Raw genomic sequence first — 20895 nt, 5'->3', positions numbered from 1 at the left:
ATCAGTGCGGTCGTGAGACTCATCTGAACTGCTGTAGATTCTCTCGGAGATAATGAAAAGCCCCTCACGTGAGGGGCTTTTCATTGTTTTGCCGTGAAGCTTGTTGATGCGAAACTTACTTCAGCACTTCGATGGAAGTGATGCCGACCGGCTCGAGCGGAGCATCGGAACGGTCAGTTGCCACGGAGTCGAGCTTGTCGACGACGGCCTTGGACTCGTCATCCGCGACTTCGCCGAAAATGGTGTGATGGCCGTTGAGCCATTCGGTCGGCACGGTGGTGATGAAGAACTGGGAGCCGTTGGTGCCGTGGACCTTGCCGTCCATGCCGCGGCGCAGGCCTGCGTTTGCCATGGCCAGCAGGTATGGGCGATCGAAGGTCAGTCCTGGAACGATTTCATCATCGAAGTTGTAGCCCGGGCCGCCGGTGCCGGTGCCCAGCGGGCAGCCGCCCTGGATCATGAAGTCCTTGATGATGCGGTGGAAGGTCAGGCCATCGTAGAACGGCTCATGGCTCGGCTGACCGGTGAACGGGTCGGCCCATTCCTTCTCGCCAGTGGCGAGACCCAGGAAGTTAGCCACGGTCTCTGGGGTCTTGTCGTCGAACAGGTTGATCTTGATATCACCTTCAGAGGTGCGCATGATGATGGTAGTCATGGCTCCAAGTGTCTCATGGGCTTGAGACCGGCCGGGAACCCCAATCCCGCCATGCTTCGAGGGGCTGGACGGGGAACCCGAGCCGGACGGGACCCCGGACGGCACAAAACCGGCCAAGGCGCCTTTAGCAGCACCCGAGATCCCGCCCTCGATCGGGGCGTCGGGGTTGAAGGGACTGACAAGGAACCTAGGGGAGCCGACACCTACCAAAGCACCTGGCTTCTCGGCAAAAACTCCATACTCGGCCGATTTTGCATATCCAGCCTCGGCTTTGCTGAGAATTGTGTCATCCATTAGGGCGCTTGGCGTGACACCTAGAAAATCGGCGGTCGTTACAAGATCGCTTACTGACCATCCAACTTTGCCACACATTTTCATGGACATAGCACTCTTGGTAATGCCCAAAGCTTCTCCAAGTGCCTTTTGTGTTTTTCCGCTTAGTCCTAGATAAACTCTCACGTTGGTCGGGATCGCCGCTTCAGCACGCTGTCCTTTATCCAAAGGTGTTTCTGGTGAGACTTCCGATGTGGACATATGATCACTTCCCAAAATAGTTCAGAATTTCTTAATTAAGTGTCTCATACGATTTGCGTTCAGTCAAACTGTACGCTATAGTGAAGTACAGTAAAAATGAACCAAGTCAGAAAGAAAGAACTATGAATGGAGTGACCCAAAGGATAAGTGCTCTGGTAAAGGGTGAGGGACTTACTTGTGCCCAACTCGGTTCATTGCTTGGTTTATCGAAAACTTCGGCGAATGGAAAACTCTTGGGACGCATTGGCTGGACAACTTCAGACATCGTTGTGTTGTCCGAGCACTTCCGTGTGTCTACCGACTATTTGCTGGGGCTTGATGCTGATCATGAGGAGGTCGCGTGATGGCTGGTGGAATCTACGAACAGTCCGAATGGCCGGACAGTCGGTGGGATTGCGTCACGGTGTGCGATGGCTGCCACACAGTGGTCTGGGGCACGTTCTGGGCCGACTACGATTCGGCCGCCCGCGACGCTTATTTCGCCCGTAACGGCTGGCGCAACTACTGCGTCCCGGGCGACACGGAGATTTTGGAGCTCTGCCCGGCCTGCGCCGTGCGCGCCCTGCGCCGCGGCGAGACCCGCGGACTGGCCGACACCTGGCTCCGCCCCACGCATGCCTACACGCATGCCTCCCGGGAGGTCGATGTACAGCTCTCCGCCCGCGAACGGATGGTGGTGGGCCTGCTGCTGACCGAGGGGAGGACAGCATGAGCGACGAAGCCGGAAGACTCGTCTTCTCCCGTGACCCGTCGGGAACATTCATCGACGGTATGGTCTTCGGAACTTCAGGAGGCGGTGAGAACGCCGATCTCGAAGTGCTGTGTGCGTTGCCCTACGAGCTTGTACGCCCACATGCTAGTGCCTCTGTCCTGGGTCCGCTGGTCGGCGTAGGGAATGTGAAGAGGCTGTCCCTGAGCGTCAAATACCTTGATGGTGAGATATCCATCGGGCGGTGCGACCGTGTATCCGGCTTTCTTGTTGAGCAGGCGCGCGCCCTCGTTGGTGGGGATGCTGAGTATCAGCTCAGCGCCGTGGTCTGCCGCCCAGGAGTCGCAGAACGCCTTGATCTGCAATCCGATGCCTTCACGCCGATGCTTCCTGACGACCGCGATCCCTTCGATGAGGGCTGCATGCTCGGCGAAAGCCTCTCGTATCTGTGCGGCATGGACCCCGCTCGTCCCGGTGCGGTATATGAGCGTCTCGGCTACGTAAAGGGCTGGCTGGATGAGGGCCGCGCCTATCAGACGGTCCTGTCCCCATACGCCTATGTACGTAGGCCTGATCGTTCCATCATCGTGTCTGACGACTGCTGGAACGCTTTGATCGAAGCCTTTGATGTCCCTGACGAGCAGGCTCTTGATTGCCTTTGCCTCGCCATCCGTTGCGGCGGCGCGTGGCCCGTCGACGGCGAGGGAGGTGGTGCGATGGTCTGATCTCATTTGAAAATTCTCTCTTTCTCTGCAATCGATAAAAGAAATGCCCGTTCCCGATGTTGGAGCGTCGGGGACGGGCGGTGCAACCAATATTCCGAGCGGCCGCGGATCCCGTATCTTGCCGGATCCCGGTCCGTGGCCGCCCAATGCATTGTCTTGGAGTAGTGATCACACATGAACGACTTTACTAAAGCATTCCGCATGTCTTGCTCTGTGTTTCCCGAGTGTAACCGGGATTTCCAGGCACCGGTTTGGACTTTCCCGGTCGCGGCGGCATTCGCCCGCCACAATGGTCCGGTTTCCACCGATTCCCGTCGCCTGGCGTCGATGATGGCGCACCCGTCCATGGAAGGGAGACTCGCGTGAACTGGCTTCTGATCGGATTGATCGTGTTCGTCGCGTTCGCGGGGCTGATGACATTCGCCCTGTGCCGGGCGGCACGTCTCGGCGACGAGCAGGCCGCCAGACTGGACGCCGAACGCCGTGCCGCCCAGCAGCGTGAGGAGGAGCGGCCGTGAGCAACATCGCACTGTCATGGGCCTTCAGATGCCATGTGGGCAACGCCAGCGCGAAAGCCGTGCTCGTCTACCTCGCCGACCGCGCGGACGACGACGGCACCGCAGCCTATCCGAAGATCGCGACCATCGTCAACGTCACCGAACTGAGCGAACGCACCGTGCGCGCCGCTTTGAAGACGCTCCAGGAGCGCGGCTTCATCCGCCGCGGCGACCAACGTTACGCGCGCCTCGGCAAGGGCGGCAGGAACCGCCTGCCACAGTACTGCCAGATCGTGTGGGACCTCGCGGTCGAATCCGACCCGTCGACCCTCGAATGGATCAAGGAGACGCACGCCGCGGAACGCGACCCGAAGACCATGGGCAATACCGTGGACCCCGCCGCCTCCACCATCATGGAAAACGGCGAATCCAAGGACGTGACTCCGGAAAACGCTGGAACGAAGCCGATTCCCAGCACTGCAAATCTCGCAGGGCTGGAAAACGACACGAAAACGGCACTGCAAATCCCGCAGGGCCAGCACTGCGAGAGCTGCACCCCAGCACTGCAAATGCCGCACCTCCAGCACTGCAAATCTCGCAGGGCTGTATATATAAGGATAAAACCCTCCATGTAAACCCTCCATGTAAACCCAACCCCTCTCTCCCTACGGGAGAGCTCCCCGCAAGCGGGAAGCGCCCGCCGAGAAGGATGGGAACGACATGATCGGAACGGACTCCGAAGCGGCGACCGTGATGGAACATCTCACGTCCGTCCGCTCCAGGCTGATGCTGACCACCGCGGAACCGACCAAACGCGATCACGCCAAGATCGGCCACCTCGTCGGCCGAATCGCCAAAGCCCATGACGGCGACCATGCGGCCGCGATGGCGCTCATCCTCGCGGCCATCGACTGGCTGCCGTCGAACACGTACTGGCTCGGACGAATCGACTCCGCGCGACGTCTCGCCGACAACTGGGACGGCATCGCCAACGACTGGACCATCAGCCAGATCGAACGCCAGCGCGCATTGGACTCGGAGGCCCGGGACCGCGACCGGAAAACCAAGCCGGTGAGGAACACGCCCGTCCCTCCGCGCTACGAGGAACGCCATGTGCACACGCTCGGCTGCGAACACGTCCTCGCCGACATGAGACCGCACGAGGACGAATACGACCACGAGGGAAGCCTGCGCTACGGCCATCCGTCGGAATGGCAGACCGCGTGCATGGAACATGCCGCCGAGCTCAACCAACGCGACGGAATCGAGGTGGCCGCATGAACAGGGAACCGAACCTCGCCGCGGGCGTCTGCTCCGGGACGGCGGCCATGAACGGGCGGGCCACGCTGCCGGCCTGCGCCCGGATCGCCGCCATCGACCCGGCCATGGCGGACCGCATGTGGAACACCGTGAGCGACCAGGATGGCCGGGACCTGATCGACGGTCGGATGCGCGGCAAGGGCCGCATGCTGTGTGCCGCGTGCCCGATGCGCCTCGACTGCATCAGCCGCGCCCTCGTGGGCGGCTGGAAGGACAAGGCCGTGTACGGCGGGCTCGACTATGCGAGCCGCTGGGCCCTCGCCCGGCTGATCGCCCGCGACCTGCATGTCGACGCGGCCGGCCTGCACCGGATCCCACAAAGCCGGATCCACGACTGGCTGGCCGCCAACCCGGACTGGGACGAACGCATGCGCCGCGCCGGCAGGGACTACTGGCGTTCCGTCAAACGCCGCCAACGCTCCCGCCGCGAATACACGCACGACGAACCGCTCTTCCTCAAAACCGAACCCGTGCCCAAGGGACTGGTCCAGGGCAGCCTCTTCTGACCGTTTCCCGTCGCGATCCGCGTGGGACGCGGCACAAACCGCAATACCGAAAAACCAACTAACCGGAATGCCGAAAAACCGGATACCGACATACCGAAATAAGGAGAAACCGATGAACGACAAGAAGAACCGCGAGCCGCTGGTGATCGCGTTGGCGACCGGCAAGGGCGGCAGCATGAAGACCACCAGCGCCGTGTTCCTGGCCTGCGCCCTCGTGGACCAGTCCCGGGGCGAGCAGCGCGTGCTCGTCGCCGACGCGGACGTGCAGGGCGACGCGAAGGACTGGTGGTACCTGGCCGCCGAGATTGGAGACCCGCTGCCGTTCGACGTGATGTCCGCCGCGCCGGCCGACATCACGCACCTGCACGGGATCAACGGCCGTCTCGACGACCCCGTCGACTGGGTGCTGATCGACTCCGCCCCGTACGGGCGCGCGTTGGACGAATCGGTGAACAACGCGGACCTCGTGGTCATTCCCTCGAGCCCCAGCCGCATCGACCTCGACCAGGCCGCCGGCGTGAAGGACCTGTGCGACCGTCGCGGCGTCCCCGCCGCGATCCTCCTGTGCCGCACCGAGGCCAACACGACCGCCCTGCGCGACGCCCTGGCGTGGATCGACGCCGCGGACATCGCGTGCTTCGAGACGCTGATTCCGAAACGCCAGGACATCCTCAACGCGAAATCCACCCGCCCCCGCGGGTCCCGCCTGCACGAATACCGCGACCTGGCCGGCGAACTCAAGCAGACCATGCGACAGCTCAAGGACAAGGAGGAGGACCTGTGAGGAACATGAACCTGACGCCCCGTCCGCGCGACCTGACCGCGCTGCTCAACAGCGACCGGACGGAACCGGCGGATACCGGAAGACCGGAATCGGTGGAAACCGAAATACCGAAAAACCGGAGGACCGTGAAACCGAACGACGCGGAGGGCTGGGTGAAGACCAGCGTGAGCCTGCGCGCCTCGACCCGACGCAGGCTCAAGACCTGGTCCGCCGAGCATGACATGCGCATTCAGGAAGTGGTCGATGCTGCCCTCGAAACGTACCTGGGCTTGAAATAAGCTGTGAACCTATGAACAAGGAGAACAATGTTCCTGAAGGGAGAGTGCGCGGATTTCCCCGGCTCGTGGTCGGACCGCATGTGGGGGCCCGACGACCTTCCCAACCAACGAACCCAATACGATCTGCGCCGTGCGGCGGTGCGGATCTGCGAGGCCTGCCCGGTCAGGGCCGAATGCCTCGCGTTCGGCATCATGGTCCGGGACCAGTACGGCATCTACGGCGGACTGCCCCTGCGCGCCCGACGCCAGGTGCTGAAGACCGCGCAGGAGGCCGGATTCCGGTTCGACCCCGACGACCCGACCGCCGAACGGCGGCTCGCCCGGTACATCCGCGAGAACCCCGAGATCGTGGCGGCGGCACGCGAGAAGGAATGCAAACGCCGCAAGACCGAGCAGCGCAACGCACGCCAGCAACGATGGCGCGCCACCACACGCTCGACCGGCAAGGCGAAGGCCCCGGCCGCCGCCACGCACACCCCGCCCTTGCAGGACACCCTCTTCTGAAGACAATCCGATACAGATAACCGGTCCGGTCCCATAAGGACGAACCATTCCGGAAACCCGAATGAAAGGAACAATCCCAATGACCACGAACACGAAAACGGTGGCCTTCGTCAACCTCAAGGGCGAGAACGACAAGACGGAAATCCTCGAACCCGTCGAAACACCCGCCGAGAACATCACAGGGCCAGGCAAGGATGGAAGGAAGTGTCCGAAGTGGCTGCCGCCCCTGATCGCGGCCGTCTGCGCGGTGATTCTGGTCGCGGCCGGCATCGTCGGCTGGAACGCTTACAGCGGCGCGAAGCTCGCCGAGGCCAAGGAGGCGTGCGCCACCGCCGCCGACGCCGTGCGCAGCAATGCCAACGAATACAACGCGCTGCTCAACGGCGATGCCGCCGATGCCGCCGCCGTCAAGGCCGAACAGGTCAAGGACTCGAAGACCGTCGAATCCCTGGGCAAGGAGCTCAAGGCCATGGCACCCGAATACGAGGGCTGCGTGGCCGAAGACGCGCAAGGACTGGATGCCGCCACCGTGAAGCTCAATGAACAGGCCGACTGGTACGGGACCCACGAGAAGAGCCTGTCGAAGGCGGTGAGGGCCGTCACCGAATCCAAGGCCGCGAAGAGGCTGGAAACCGCGAAAACGAATCTGACGGCGAAGCTGGACGAGGCGTCGAAGCTGCTCGCGGATTCGGACGGCAAGGTCGCGGACAACGCCACCCGCGACGCATTGTCGAACGCCATCGACGCGGCGAACGGGCTGAAGGACGGGAACGATCCGGCGAAGATCGACGGGGCGCGCAAGACGGTGGAGGATGCCATCAATGGCGTGAACGCGAGCGTCCAGGCAAAGACGGACGCGGATGCGCAAGCCGCCGCAGCGGCCGCCCAGGCTCAGGCGCAGGCCCAATCCGCCTACAACGGCGGCTCCTCCTACTCCGGCGGCGCGTACAGGCGCACGGAAGGCTCCACTTCCGGCTCCAACACATACCGTGGCACCACATCGGGCGGCACCGGCTCCGGCTCCACGTCCGGCTCCGCCCGGCCGGCGGCTCCGCCCCGAAGCCGAACCTCAGTGGAGGCCACGGGTGCGGCAACAGCTGCCCTCCACCGTCCAGCGATGGTTTGATTCATCACTGATTGACGATTGGCTGATTATGGCTCGTATCGGGAAACCGGTACGGGCCTTTTCCATGGATTTCGCAAAGGAAACCCATTTCCCCGCATTCCCGTGTATCCGTGTTGCCGGGAAATACTTCCGGATTTTTGTAGACGCCATGCTCCGTGGTTCGGCGTGTCGTCTGTGAGGCTTGTTGGTGGCCGCCGGGCCAACCGGCGGCTACCTCCCGTTATTCCTGCGGTCGGAAGCCCCGCCACCCCTTGAAAAAAGGCGGCGGGGCCATGACCGGAACGATTGAGGGGAGGGGATGGACAGACAAGGTTAACGGAGGTTCATTTACATGAACTTTGGCAAGATGATGAAGGCCGGTGTCGCGGCGGTGGCTGCGATCGCCACGCTTGGTGCCGGCGGCGTCGTCGCATCGACCGCGTTCGCGGGCGGTGGCGGCGGAAACCAGCCCGGCGCGGGCGGGAACATGGACGTGTTGCAGTTCTGGCAGTACAAGGACGACGCATCGGGCGCATGGGGTCCGGCCACGAGTCTTGATTCGGTGCGCGCCGCCATGAACAATGCCGGCGTCGCGTTGCAGGGCGATGGCGTCACGAAGGCGCAGGCCGCATTGGACCAGGCCCGCACGGAATGCGAGACCGGTTTCCGGCAGCGTCATCCCGGCGAGGGCGATGGTGACTGCCGAGTGGTCGCCGTCGGCGCGGTGCCCTATATCTCAGGCCGCAGCTTCATCTACAACGGCACCGGTTACTATTCGCCCTCTTTGCCCGGCGGCTGGTATGACAACTGGAACACCTACGTTGCGCCAAACACATATAACTATGCGGGTACTCAGAGCTACCGCACATCTGCTGGTTTCTCGGATGATCCGTCGAACAGCGTGGATGCGATCATGCGCCGTAATGTGGGGGCTTCCTCGAAGCCGTCAATCGTGGTGATCGTTTTGGACAAGTACCAGCCCGCACCGCCGAACTACGACCTGACCGTCAGCACGCAGGCCGGCGGCACGTTCACCCAGGCCGGCGCGACCGGCGACGTGTCCGACGCGATCACCACGAGCCGTGGCAACAGTTCGATCAGCGAGAACGTGACGGGCACCATCACCCTGCATTGGACCGGACTGGACGGCACGACCCGCACCGCGTCCAAACAGTTCACGCAGGACAACAACACGACCCAAAACGTGTCGTTCGGTTTCAGGGACGTGGACAAGACATGGAAATCCTGGCCCGCCGGCTCCTACTATTACGACGTGAACGTCCCGAAGCAGGGCAAGATGAAGGCCGACGCAGGCCATGCGGGCTCGGCCGACGCGAGGGAATCCTGGAAGCCGGTACCGACCCCGCCGTCGAAGAAGCTCACCAACGCGGCCGGCCAGCAGGTCACTTCCGACGCGCAGCAGATCGCGTCCGGTTCCTTGTACACGGCGCACATCACCGCGCAGTCGAACGCGAGCGAGCATTTCTGGCTGTACGACACGATCGACGTGACCGCGCAGAAGGTCCTGATCGGCGGCACCGACAGGGACGACGTTTCGAAGGTCACCGTGACCGACCAGGACGGCAACGCCGTCAAGGCCGACATCACGGTCGATGACAGCCAGCCGGGCAAGCGCATCGTCAAGGCGCACGTGTTGAACCCCGCGTCCGGACAGTACACGCTGAACGTGCCCCAGTCCGCGACCCCGACCGGTTCGGACTACACCATTCCGGACGACAGCCAGGCCTGCTGGACCGGCGACGAATACGGCAGCACGGACAAGAGCCACTGCCAGACCGGCAACAGCGAACAGGTCGGCAAGGTCACCCCGAAGCCCGACAAGGTGTGGGTATTGGACTCCAACGGCGCGTTGAACGCCGAGGATCCGGAACATACGAACGACAAGGGCAGCGACAACCGCACGTTCGTGACCGGCGACGCGATCGGCGCCGTCGTCAACGGACGCATCCCCGCGCACCTGCTCAACCCGTTCACCTCCTATTCGATCACCGACGACTGGACCGCGTCGGCCCAGTGGATCGACTGGAACCACAAGGACCAGGTCAGGGTGTACGTGGACGGCAAGGACGTGACCGACCAGTTCGACATCACGATCGACACGGCGAAGCACACGACCACCGCGACCGCGAAGCAGTCGTTCCTCACGAAGACCGCGTTCGGCACCGCCGACCGCAAGGTCAAACTGTACATCGGCGGCATCGTCAGGCAGGTTCCGAACGCCCAGGCCGCGGCCGACCAGAAGAAACTGACCAACAAGGCCACCGAAACCTGGAACAACGAATCCCGGCCGACCAACGAGCCGCCGGTCTGGGTGCGCAATCCGAAGCCCGACAAGGTATGGAGCGCCGACCAGGGCCAGGCCGCGAACGCCGAGGACTCGGCGTGGGCCAACAACGTCAACGCGGACACGCACACGTTCGTCCAGCAGGACGATTTCGGCGTGACCGTCAACGGCCTGCTGCCCAGGAACCTCGCCAGGAAGATGAGCTCCTACGAGCTTGGCGATGATTTCTCCAAGAGCGCCAGGAACATTGATCTCGACTCCGCGACCGTGACCGTCACCATCGACGGCAAGGACGCGAAGAACCTGTTCGACGTGCACAAACAGGACGACAGGGTGTGGGTCAGCGCGAAGCAGGAGCTGCTCGACACGACCTACAACCAGGCCGCCGACCGCAAGGTCCGCATGACCATCAAGGGCGCGTTCCTCAAGGACGCGCTCAAGGCCGGCCAGAAGGTCCAGCTCACCAACGGTGATTGGGAGAAGTGGAACCAGCAGACCGTGCCCGGCAACGAGCCGCCCGTCAAGGAGTGGAGCCCGAACCCGGACAAGAGCTGGATCCGTCTCGGCGAGGACGGCAAGTGGGCCGCCGTGGTCGATCCGACCGGGTCGAACAAGACCGGCGCCGACACGTTGAAGTTCCTCGACGGCGACCAGGTCGCCAGCGTCGTCAACGGTGTCATCGCGTCCGACCTCGTCAAGGTCACCGACATCAAACTGACCGATGATTACGCGAACGCCGACTACATCTGGGACCTCGCGTCCGACCAGTCGCGGATCCGCGTGTACGAGGCGGACGCCACGACCGACGCGGCGTCCTCCGTCGCGGACATCGCGAACAAGGGCCGTGACGTGACCGACCAGTTCGACATCACCGTGGCGGGCACCAAGGTCACCGCGACCGCGAAGCCGGAATACCGTGCCGCGCAGGCCGGATTGAAGAATCCGAAGCAGATCAGCCTGCTCCTGCCGGGCGTCGTGAACTTCGCGAACGGCAAGGGCGCGGCCCAGGTCCGCAAGGACTTCGGGAAGCACGCGGGCGACGAGCTCACGTTCTGCGAGAATCCAGACGGGTCGAAACTGACCAACAAGGGTTCCGAGAAGGTCAACAACGAGTCCCAGCCGACCAACGAGCCGTACATCTGCGGCTACGTTCCGCCGGTCGTCAAGAGGGTCGTCGCCGAAGGCAGCCAGGGCGGCGCGAACAACGACGCGAACGACAAGGTCGTGTATCCGGGCCAGAAGGTCGAATACAGGCTCACCACCCGTCCTCAAATCCCGTCGGACCTCGCGTACCGCATCGTGTCCATCCGCGACACCGACACGTACGACCGGTACCTCGAACCCGACCAGCAGACCCTGGAGGTCACCGACCTCGCCACCGGCGACCAGCTGACCACCAGTGATCCGCAGATGGGCGTCGAAGGCGACTACACCGTCGCCTGGGACAACGCCAACCACCAGTTCACCATCACGTACTCCGACAAGTACGTGGCCGAACACTGGCGGGCCGGCTCCCACCCGCAGATCCAGGTCCGTTTCGAAGGCACCGTCGCGAAGGACGCGCCGACCGACCGCAGGGTGGACAACCAGTGGATGCTCACCCTGAACAATTCGATCACCCCGTCCAACATCGTCGACAACCTACCCCCGAAGCATGATCCCTCCAAGAAGGACAACCAGTCCAAGGAGCAGGGCGACCCGTCCGTCAGCATCGACGGGAAGACCATGCTGCTGGGTGACACCGGCAACTACGTCGTCACCCTCGACCTGAAGCAGACCAACAACGCGTACCGCGTGTGGAAGGCCGGCATCACCGATGATTTCGACGACGAGCATCTCGCCATCGACGGAACCAAGATCGAAGTACTCGACTCCAAGGGCCAGGACGTGACCGGCAAGTTCAACATCCAGATCAAGGACGGCGTCGCGTACGTGTACGCGAAGACCGTGGACACGTGGATTCCGAAGAAGGGCGTCACCGTGAAGGGCGATCCCCAGCCGACGGACCTCGCCGCCTACGCGTCCTCGTCCAAGCATGATCCGCTTTCCGATCCGAGCATCGACCAGAACCTCCTCGGCCAGGAATACCGGATCGTCATGCCGTACAAGGTCGTCAAGGTCGAGGACGGCTACACGGTGAGGAACAAGGCCATCCAGGTCACCAACGACCTGACCCGGGAAACCAACGAGGTGTCCAACCCGCTCAAGGAAATCAACCCCGCCAAGGACGTGACCGTCAAGGTCGGCGGCGAAAGCATCGACGGCAGGAGCGTGTACAAGGACCGCACGTTCCTCTACCTGTTCGACAGCTCCATCATCCCGGCCGGCCGCGCCTACCCGCGGGTCGACCAGTGGAGGATCGTGGACCCGCTGAACACCGAGTACGACCAGTACACGGGCCAGTGGGCCGTGTACGCGAGCCGTGACCTGTACAGGGACGGCAAGGTGATCGCCGCGAAGGGCGACAAGCTCGCCGGCAGCGGCTTCGACTCCTCGAAGTTCGGCGGCGACCTGTTCGACGCCGCGGCCGACGCCAACGGCGTGGTCACCGTCGAAGCGACCGAAGCGTACCGTACCCTCGTGTCCGCGGACAATAGCCACGAGAACGGCTGGCGCGCGTACATCCAATGCAAGCGCCTGAAGGTCTCCGACCGCGTCGAAAACCGGTTCACCGAATACTTCAACGACAAGGAGTTCGAATCCAACATCGTGTGGACCCGCACCCCGGACATGACCCCGTCGATCCACATCGAGAAGTACGACGTGGCCTCCGGCGAACAGGCCGGCGACCGCGACGACGTGAAGGACGCGTTGCAGATGGCCGGCGACAGCCAGCAGATCGCGTTCAAGATCACCAACACGTCCAAGACGGACTCCTCGACCGATGAGGGCGCCTGGTATCTCGCCAAGGACCTCAAGATGGTCGACAGGACCATCGCGGGCGAGGGCGACGTCACGGACCTGAAGTATCCGGACAACTGGGACACCCTCGTGCTCAAGCCCGGCGAATCCACCATCATCACCGGCACCCTCAAGGGCGTCGAGCAGGGCGGCAAGCACACCGACCGTGTCAAGGTCACCGGCACGCCGCTCGTCGAATGCCCCGTCACCGACCAGTTCGGCGGCCAGCAGTCCACCGACGGCGACCAGACCGGCGACACGAAGGTCGACGGCGACGCGTCCGACACGACCGGCCTCAAGCAGGTCAAGGTCGGCGACAGGACCCTGTGCGAGGACACCACCGTGGAATCCAACACGGACGACTGGAACGGATACCGTGCCAAGCCGTTGGCCTCCACCGGCACGGCCGTGCTCGGCCTTGCCGGCGGCGCCCTGGCGGTGCTGCTCGCCGGCGGCTCCCTGCTCGTGTTCCGCAAGCGCCACCGCGCACAGGGTTCCGGCCGCCACACGGCCGCGAACGCGGGCAAGTGACCCCGAGGCGTTCCGGCCTCGTCGTCCGATGACGGCCGGAACGCCCTCCATTGACTTCACATGCCCGAATGAACCACAGACTTCGTCCTCCCCGACGAATCACCGTCACCTGACCGGAGACGGTCGGACGGCGTGAGCCGGGAAGGACGAAAACCGGGGGACGGGTCCCGGGAACTCTCCTGCAAACCGTACTTGGGACCCATCCTCCACACCATTAGAACAGCCGTATTCATACTTCCCTCCACTTGTCACGGCACATCCCCGAAAGGAACCGAAAAGCGATGAAACCCGGTCTGAGAAAGGTCGCCGCGCTCATACTCGCGACCGCGACGCTGTTCGGCTCAGGCGCGTCGGCCGTGTCCGCCGCGTATGCGGACGATACGACCATGGGCACGTCCACGCGAATCCAAGCCGAACCCGACGTGAAGACGGACACGGGCGGCGACGAGGCCGCGACGAAACCCGACACCGGTTCCGGCGACGAGGCCGGAACCGGGGCGGACAAACAATCCGACACCGGTGCGCCCGCGCAATCCGCTCCGCAGGCGGACGCGGGTCAGGCCGCGCCGGACGTGACCATCCACGACATGCTCGACACGGACAGCGCCGCCGTGAGCAGGCTCAGGCTCACCGACCGCATCACCGGCACCGCGCCGTTCGACAAGGACAACGAACGCGGCGACGACAAGGACGAGACCAACGACATCGTCCGCTCGTACGATACGGTGACCTACGATTACGAGTACACGCTCACCCCCGACTCGACCATGGATTATTATCGGCGCACGCGCGTCGGCTTCCGGTTCGAACTGCCCTACCCGAAGGACAAGGTCACGTTCGACGCGGAGAAGATGGGCTGGGTGGACCATACGCCCGGCTACGAGCCGAAACTCACCACGGAAACCATCGACGGGACCGTCACGCAGGTGTACACCTGCTACCGTCTGTTGGAGCCGACCAGCCAGTCGCCGACCGTGAACCCCGGCACCGGTTCCATCGGCCTGTCGGTCGCCGTCAAGGGCGCGCCCCACGGCTACCGGTTCCATCCGACCGTGAAGGCGTGGCCCGCATGGGACGCCTCGAACCCGACGAACACGGGCACGCACAAACGGGCCGAGGACACGCCCGCCGACGTGACCGTCAGCGCGAAACTCAACCTGAACGTGAGTCTGAAGACCTACACCGTGGGGGGCGGGGTCTATGATTTCGGCACGGGCGACGCGTCCGCGCCCAACAAGACCCAAGGCAAGGTGTCGGGCCGTCAGCTCCACGTCGGAGCGATGGTGTCGATGCGTTGGCCGGACCGTTCCAAGGGGTTGAAGGGCATCGAGGCTCCGAGGGGGAGAATCTCGTACAAGCTTCACGTGAAGAACGTGTTCCGTGATGACGACGCCGATCATACGAAGCATGCGGGCGAGAGGAAATGGCAACCCCTGCTTTGGGACAGGCTCCATGACGGCTATAGTTCATCTCATGTAAGAGCGGTGGACTCCTTCGACCACTCTACCTGGTGGTTCCCGTTTTCCATCACAGCCGGTGCCGTCAACGAGAACAGCGTGCTGGACGGCGACGTCTCCTATGATGAGGGGACCACGGATGATGACGGGACCACCATCGAGGTCTCCTTCGACGGATACGATGTGGCGAACTACCCCTGTAGGAACACTTGGGGCGACAAAGGTGTTTGTTCGACCGATTACATGGATTCGACGGGAACCGTGCAGCAGGTCGCACCGTTGCATGTGGACAACTTCGTTTTCATCCTCCCCACCACGCGTGACGGCAAAACGGCCGCGCAATATTATGGCAAAGGTCAGACGGGAATCGTCAGCGCGTATGACCGGTCACTGACGGCGGACACGGAATCCGGGTACTCGCTGCCCTCTTCGAAGGACAACGGCAACCAGACCGTCACCAACGACGATTCCACCACCTTCGACTATGCCGTACTGCTGCACGGCCGGTTCAATCAATCCCTGTATTATACGTCCTGCGCTTCGACCGATTGCGGCCGACAGGACGCTTCCACCACTGGACGGTGGCAGGACCCCGAACGTGAGCAGGGCAGCGATCGCGTGTTGGCCGGTAAGTCCATCGGCATCATGAGCAGCACCGAAAACAATTTGGGCACAGTCGGTGACGGTCGAGTCATAGGCTACCATCTCATGAAATGGGACCCGACCGTGATGACTCCGCTGGCCGCCGAGAACAACCCCTCGAAACCTTACATGGTCAAAATAACCGTGAGCACGTGGGGTGCGCGATGGTCCGGTTCCGACACGATAGACGGCAACTCGTCCGCACCCGTCATCTGGGGCGTCAGACCGGACGGAGGGAACTTCCCCGACGACAAGAGCCAAGCCAAGGCGTCCTACGAGGACTTCGACTGGTACGACACCTACGCCGAGGCGTCGAAACATGGGCTGGTGCTCGCCGCGACCGTCTGCGACACCCGGGTCTGGGATTCGACGCGAACCACCTTGGGGCAAAGGGTTGCCTCCGGACTGACCCTCCCGGTCAGAATCAAGGACACGGCGGTCGGACGAACCGCCCAAATCACCGGACAGGTTGACTTCTGGACGCGCGCGAAACTCGCTAAGGCGAACGGGCTTGACGCCAACAGCGACGACATCGCCCCATGGGTGTCGTTCGTCTCCAAGGTTGGACGCCTGCGCTACCGGGATTTCGTCGGGGAATACGGTAACGCCGACCTGCATGTTGACGGCAAGAACTACGTGAAGGCGACGTTCTCCGAAGACGGGTCCTACCAAGGAGGCGACACCGCCGGAAATGTGAAGGGCGACACCCTGTACGTCGTCGGAGAGCAGCCGCATGTCGGGAAAAGCACCGCGCAGAGCGGTGACGACGGGACATCCGCCAAAACCGTCTACGATTTGGACAAGGAGCAACGCTACGTTGACTGGGTCGTCACCGCAAGCGCCGAAACCCAAGCCTCAAGCACGGGCGGGGGCTACGTGACCGACTACCACATCAAGGACACCCTGCCCGCCGGATTGACCTACGTTGACGGCTCCAGCTACGTGGGCGGGACCTACGCCGAACATGACCATGGGCAGCAACGCGGAACCGTGACCGGAGGCCAGTCAATCACGCCGAAAATCAGCAGGAACAAGGATGGCACAACCACCCTCGAATACGTCGTGAACGGCGCGAAGGCTGACTCCTCGACGAAAACACGGCTGCATTTCACGACCATGATAGGCGACGCGTCCGACCCCGACAACGACGCGAAGAACAACCAGCAGTACATGAACCATGTGGAGATTCGCTCCAAACGCGCCATGGGAGAGCCCAGATCCATGTTGGGGCAGACCGCCGACTACACGGTTCGCGTGTCTCGTACACGCGCGACCGCGTTGGCGACCCGCGCCGACCCGCTGCTGAACGACATCGAACGCCCATTGGGATACAGGAACATGCTGGGCAACTTCTCCAAGGACGAGAAAACCAATCCGTATGCGGTGGACATCATGCCTTACAACAAGGGCTTGAACCAGTCCAACTATCACGGCGACTACGCTCTGACCGGACTCACCGTCAAGGCGGGTGCGGGTGCGAGCATGAACGGCGTCAAAGTCTACTTCACCACCGACCAGAAGTGGCGCAACGTGGACGCGACGAAGATAACCCGCGAACAGGTCCAACAATGGACCGAAGCCACGGTGAATGCGACCACAGGCAAGGTGGCCATCCCCGACGGCTACAGCAAGCCGGTGGCGTGGGCGTTCACCTCGCCAAGCCTGCCCGCCAACGCCCGCTATGACTTCATCCTGAGCATCAAGCCTACAGGCAACAGCGCGGCCGACGCGTACGTGAACCGGTGGGCGGACGGCGACAACAAGGTGGACGCGGTCGCACAGGTCGTGGAACGCAAGGTCAACGGCGTCGCATGGTTCGACCTCGACCATGACGGCGTACGCGAGGACACCGACCGTCTCCTCCCCGACGTGAACGTCACCCTCGTGGACGGCAACGGCAGGACCGTCACCAGTGTGAACGGCAAACCCTGCGCCACCACAACCGACAGGAACGGCCACTACGAAATCGGTTCCATTCCGGCAGGCTCCGGGTTCAAGCTCAGGTTCACGCCGAAAACCGGCACTGACTGGTCGAGGCTCCATGTGACCGTCAAGAACGCGAAGGACGCGAGCGAGGCGACCGACTCCGACAGCGATCAGGAGAACGATTCGCACGGCAACATGGTCGCCGGCGTCATCACGCTGAAACCGTTCCCCGCGTTGGATGAGATGACGTCCGCCGTGTACGAGGACCCGAACGAGGACCACGGCATGAGCGGCACGCTCATGCTCGCCACGCCCGCCACGTTCAAGGCGGTCAAGGTATTGGACGGGCGTCCGAACGGCGCTTGGACCGACAGGGACAGGTACGTCGCGGACGTCACCGCGTTGGACGGCGCGCCCGCGAACGCGGTGCCCGCGTCCATCACGTTCGCCGACAACAGGACGCAGACGCTCCAGATCAACTCCAACGCCTTCGCCAAGGACGGCGTCTACCGGTATCAGGTCCGGGAACGCAGGGGCGACAACCCGGGCATCGCCTACGACGACCGCACTTGGATTCTGACCGTCACCGTCGCCGACGATCTGACCACGTTCACCCGTCGCATCACCGCCAACACGACGTGCGACGGCGTCCAATCCGACGCCATCCAGTTCACGAACACGTACGCGCCGAAGGACGTGACCGTCACCCTCACCGCCCGCAAGATGTTCGGCGACGCCAACAACAGTCACGCGAAGCTCACCGACTTCCAATTCCAACTGTTCGACAACGAGCGGGCGGTCGGCGTGCCCGTGCAGACCGTGAACGCCGCCGAGGACGGTACCATCCGCTTCCAGCCGTTGACGTTCACCGCCAGCCAACTGAAAGGCAACAAGTCCAAGACGTTCACCTATACGGTGCGTGAAATCCGCCAGTCGGCGGGCGGCGTCAACTACGATTCCCACATGGGAATGTGGCAAATCACCGTCACCGACGATTTGACCGGACAGTTGAAAGCCCAAACCAGAACGAACGCGGCCTATCCGACCACGTTCACGAACACGTATCAGGCGAAGCCGGTCAGCGTGCAATTCCGTGCGCACAAGACCCTCGCGGACCCCGACCATACAGGCGTCCAACTGCAAGCCGGACAATACGAGTTCACGTGCGTCGAGGACAAGACAGGCGGTCAGGTTGGAACGGTGAAAACCAACGACCAGCGGGGCGACGTCCTGTTCGACACCATCTCCTACACGAAGACGGGAGTGTACGACTACACGCTCAGCGAAGTCCAAGGCGACAGGGGCGGCATCACCTATGACGCTACGAAACATCACGTGAGGGTCACCGTCACCGACAACGGCGAAGGCCAACTGTTGGCCGACGTGAAGTATGATAACGGAACCAACATTCCGGAATTCACCAACACGTATCATGCCCAACCCGCCACGGACAATCCGACCGCAGTGAAGAAGATGACCTCCTCCAAGGGCAACAAGTACACGCTCAAGGGCGAAGACTTCGCATTCACGCTCCAACAACAGTCCGCGCCCGCCAACGTGTCGAACGCCGACCAGACGAAACGGAACAACCAGCAGGGCAACATCCGATTCGACCAACTGTCGTTCCCGCTCGTAGGCACCTACGTGTTCACCATGTCGGAACAGGATACGACCGTTCCGGGCGTCACCAAGGACGGGACGGTTGCGACCATCACCTACGTGGTCAAGGATGTTGACCATACGGGCAAGCTGGCCGTCGTGTCCAAGACCGTCACCCCGACCACCGGCGCTAACGGCAAGAACATCACGTTCACCAACCATTACAGTCCGAAGAACGTCGGATACTCTATCAGCGGCGTGAAAAACATCGTCAACACGGATACGGCAACCAGCCGCGTTCCACAAGACGGTGAATTCAAGTTCCAGTTGAACGCGGTATCCGCACATGATTCGGGCGGCAACGCCATCAGCATGAACGACATGCCAATGCCAGCCGGAAGCCAAAACGGAACAGTAACCGTCACAAACAAGGGAAGCGGTTTCACATTCGGACAAATGGTCTACACCATGCCCGGCGTATACACGTATCACGTGAAGGAACTCGCCGGAACGGACAAGACCATCGGCTACTCCACTCAGGAATACGATGTGACCGTCACCGTCACCGACAACGGCGGTATGCTCGCGGCCACCGCCGACAGTCAGACCAATGACATCCGCTTCGACAACACGTACACGCCGACACCCGTTGACGTGACCGTGAAGGCGGACAAGCACCTGACCGGACGCGCCCTGAACGATGGCGAGTTCACGGCCGAACTGAAGGACATGGACGGCAACACGCTCCAATCCAAGCGGTTCAAGCGCACCACCGGCAGTGAGGCGAAAGCGGACGAGGGCGACGGCACGCTCACCTTCGACAAGCTCACGTTCGACAAGACCGGCATTTACAAGTACACCGTTGACGAAACGGACACCCAGCTCGGCGGCGTCACCTACGACACCACCAGCCACACCGTCACCGTCACCGTCACCGAGGATGCGGACAGTCACACGTTGACCGCGAAGACCGAATACTCCACCGAAAACGGTTCCGAGGACGGCATCCGCTTCACTAACACGTACCAGCCGCAGAACGTGCTCGTGGAACTCACCGCACGCAAGCGTCTGACCGGACGCGAGTTGAAGGCCGACGAGTTCGAGTTCGAACTCGTGGACAAGACCGGCAAGGTCATCGACACCGAACGGAACGACAAGGACGGCGACATCCGGTTCAAGCCTCTCACCTACGGTCGTGACAACAACGGCATCGACGATTGCGGCGAACACCGGTACGTGATTCGGGAAAGGAACACCGGCGAGAAGAACGTCACCTACGACAGGACGGAACACCACGTGACCGTCACCGTGGGCGACGACCTGCAAGGCAATCTGACCGCCAAGGTCGAATACGACCCGACGGACGGGAAGACGAAGGATTCCAGCGCCACGCCGACCGACAAGACCAAGGGGGATGCCGTCGGGGACAAGCCGTCCACGACCCCCGGCATGGTCACCATCACCGGAACCCGACCCGAGTTCACCAACTCCTACATTCCACCGGCGACCCCGGCCATCGTGAAGACGATTCGCCAACTCGCCAAGACCGGCGTATCCGCGCCGACCGTGGCGTTGGCCGCGTTCACGCTCTTGGGAGTGGGATTGATGCTGTTCCGCCGTCGCGGAAACCAAACCGAGACCGCGCGGCACAGGAAGTAAGGCCACGGTAGTAGAAAGGCCGGGCAGGGGAGCGGTGAACCGCACCCCGATTGTTGGACTGAAGAAATTCAGATTCGATGATCGGAGGTGCGGTTCTTTCGTATGCGTGAGGATCGAAGGAGACGTTACGACGACGGGTTCCGGGCATGGGAAAGGCCCCGCCGACCGTTCGCCGGCGGGACCCGTCCCCACCGGCGAACGGTCGGCGGGGCCTTTTCCATACCATCGTCCGAGCCTCTTCGGTTTCGTCGGGAACGT

General features: G+C 62.6%; 11 protein-coding genes and 2 pseudogenes. 11 read left to right on the top strand and 2 right to left on the bottom strand.

Going from position 1 to position 20895, the window contains the following annotated elements; genetic code table 11:
* Nucleotides 1-115 precede the first annotated feature (115 nt).
* The gene (locus tag AH68_RS06725; RefSeq protein ID WP_039198770.1) at nucleotides 116-655 is read right to left on the bottom strand and encodes a peptidylprolyl isomerase; all 540 of its coding nucleotides are present in this window, start codon (nucleotides 653-655) and stop codon (nucleotides 116-118) included.
* Between the two features lie 656 nt (nucleotides 656-1311).
* Between AH68_RS06725 and AH68_RS06720 the strand changes: the two genes are divergently transcribed.
* Complete coding sequence (locus AH68_RS06720) at nucleotides 1312-1533, top strand: helix-turn-helix domain-containing protein (protein ID WP_039198768.1); 222 nt, start codon at nucleotides 1312-1314, stop codon at nucleotides 1531-1533.
* Entirely contained in the window at nucleotides 1533-1901 is a 369-nt protein-coding gene (locus AH68_RS06715) for a hypothetical protein (protein ID WP_039198766.1), read from the top strand. Before AH68_RS06720 ends, AH68_RS06715 begins: the two co-directional genes overlap by 1 nt.
* A gap of 74 nt (nucleotides 1902-1975) precedes the next feature.
* Here the strand turns inward: AH68_RS06715 and AH68_RS11285 are convergent, their stop codons facing one another.
* Nucleotides 1976-2629: a GNAT family N-acetyltransferase gene (locus AH68_RS11285; RefSeq protein ID WP_039198764.1), complete on the bottom strand. Its 654-nt coding sequence runs from the start codon at nucleotides 2627-2629 to the stop codon at nucleotides 1976-1978.
* A 356-nt stretch (nucleotides 2630-2985) separates the two neighbouring features.
* Between AH68_RS11285 and AH68_RS10900 the strand changes: the two genes are divergently transcribed.
* The 9 genes and pseudogenes from AH68_RS10900 to AH68_RS06660 all read left to right on the top strand — a co-directional run bounded on the left by AH68_RS10900 (nucleotide 2986) and on the right by AH68_RS06660 (nucleotide 20637).
* Nucleotides 2986-3141 (top strand): hypothetical protein, encoded by a 156-nt coding sequence (locus AH68_RS10900; RefSeq protein WP_039198759.1) that lies wholly within the window; start codon nucleotides 2986-2988, stop codon nucleotides 3139-3141.
* Nucleotides 3138-4401, top strand: a pseudogene (locus AH68_RS11280) (helix-turn-helix domain-containing protein). The gene AH68_RS10900 and the pseudogene AH68_RS11280 overlap by 4 nt, the downstream one beginning before the upstream one ends.
* A 47-nt stretch (nucleotides 4402-4448) precedes the next feature.
* Nucleotides 4449-4946: a WhiB family transcriptional regulator gene (locus AH68_RS06690; protein WP_039199944.1), complete on the top strand. Its 498-nt coding sequence runs from the start codon at nucleotides 4449-4451 to the stop codon at nucleotides 4944-4946.
* A 112-nt stretch (nucleotides 4947-5058) separates the two neighbouring features.
* Nucleotides 5059-5730: a ParA family protein gene (locus AH68_RS06685; RefSeq protein WP_039198757.1), complete on the top strand. Its 672-nt coding sequence runs from the start codon at nucleotides 5059-5061 to the stop codon at nucleotides 5728-5730.
* A gap of 5 nt (nucleotides 5731-5735) precedes the next feature.
* Nucleotides 5736-6008 (top strand): macrolide ABC transporter ATP-binding protein, encoded by a 273-nt coding sequence (locus AH68_RS06680; RefSeq protein ID WP_039198755.1) that lies wholly within the window; start codon nucleotides 5736-5738, stop codon nucleotides 6006-6008.
* A 27-nt stretch (nucleotides 6009-6035) separates the two neighbouring features.
* Complete coding sequence (locus tag AH68_RS06675) at nucleotides 6036-6512, top strand: WhiB family transcriptional regulator (RefSeq protein WP_039198753.1); 477 nt, start codon at nucleotides 6036-6038, stop codon at nucleotides 6510-6512.
* Between the two features lie 79 nt (nucleotides 6513-6591).
* Nucleotides 6592-7649 (top strand): annotated as a pseudogene (locus tag AH68_RS06670) (FIVAR domain-containing protein).
* Nucleotides 7650-7969: 320 nt separating this feature from the next.
* Entirely contained in the window at nucleotides 7970-13354 is a 5385-nt protein-coding gene (locus tag AH68_RS06665; RefSeq protein WP_236682374.1) for an LPXTG cell wall anchor domain-containing protein, read from the top strand.
* Nucleotides 13355-13635: 281 nt separating this feature from the next.
* Complete coding sequence (locus tag AH68_RS06660; RefSeq protein ID WP_039198750.1) at nucleotides 13636-20637, top strand: Spy0128 family protein; 7002 nt, start codon at nucleotides 13636-13638, stop codon at nucleotides 20635-20637.
* The last annotated feature ends 258 nt before the right edge of the window (nucleotides 20638-20895 follow it).

It is taken from the genome of Bifidobacterium catenulatum PV20-2 (genome assembly GCF_000800455.1).
Classification (GTDB): domain Bacteria; phylum Actinomycetota; class Actinomycetes; order Actinomycetales; family Bifidobacteriaceae; genus Bifidobacterium; species Bifidobacterium kashiwanohense_A.
This window is presented reverse-complemented; position numbering and strand designations above follow the sequence as displayed.

Excerpts from the sequence above, each read along its gene's own strand:
- AH68_RS06720 (WP_039198768.1), top strand. The coding sequence starts at position 1,312 with ATGAATGGAGTGACCCAAAGGATAAGTGCTCTGGTAAAGGGTGAGGGA.
- AH68_RS06675 (WP_039198753.1), top strand. The coding sequence starts at position 6,036 with ATGTTCCTGAAGGGAGAGTGCGCGGATTTCCCCGGCTCGTGGTCGGAC.
- AH68_RS06680 (WP_039198755.1), top strand. The coding sequence starts at position 5,736 with ATGAACCTGACGCCCCGTCCGCGCGACCTGACCGCGCTGCTCAACAGC.
- AH68_RS11285 (WP_039198764.1), bottom strand. The coding sequence starts at position 2,629 with ATGAGATCAGACCATCGCACCACCTCCCTCGCCGTCGACGGGCCACGC.
- AH68_RS06715 (WP_039198766.1), top strand. The coding sequence starts at position 1,533 with ATGGCTGGTGGAATCTACGAACAGTCCGAATGGCCGGACAGTCGGTGG.
- AH68_RS06725 (WP_039198770.1), bottom strand. The coding sequence starts at position 655 with ATGACTACCATCATCATGCGCACCTCTGAAGGTGATATCAAGATCAAC.
- AH68_RS06690 (WP_039199944.1), top strand. The coding sequence starts at position 4,449 with ATGAACGGGCGGGCCACGCTGCCGGCCTGCGCCCGGATCGCCGCCATC.
- AH68_RS06685 (WP_039198757.1), top strand. The coding sequence starts at position 5,059 with ATGAACGACAAGAAGAACCGCGAGCCGCTGGTGATCGCGTTGGCGACC.
- AH68_RS06660 (WP_039198750.1), top strand. The coding sequence starts at position 13,636 with ATGAAACCCGGTCTGAGAAAGGTCGCCGCGCTCATACTCGCGACCGCG.
- AH68_RS06665 (WP_236682374.1), top strand. The coding sequence starts at position 7,970 with ATGAACTTTGGCAAGATGATGAAGGCCGGTGTCGCGGCGGTGGCTGCG.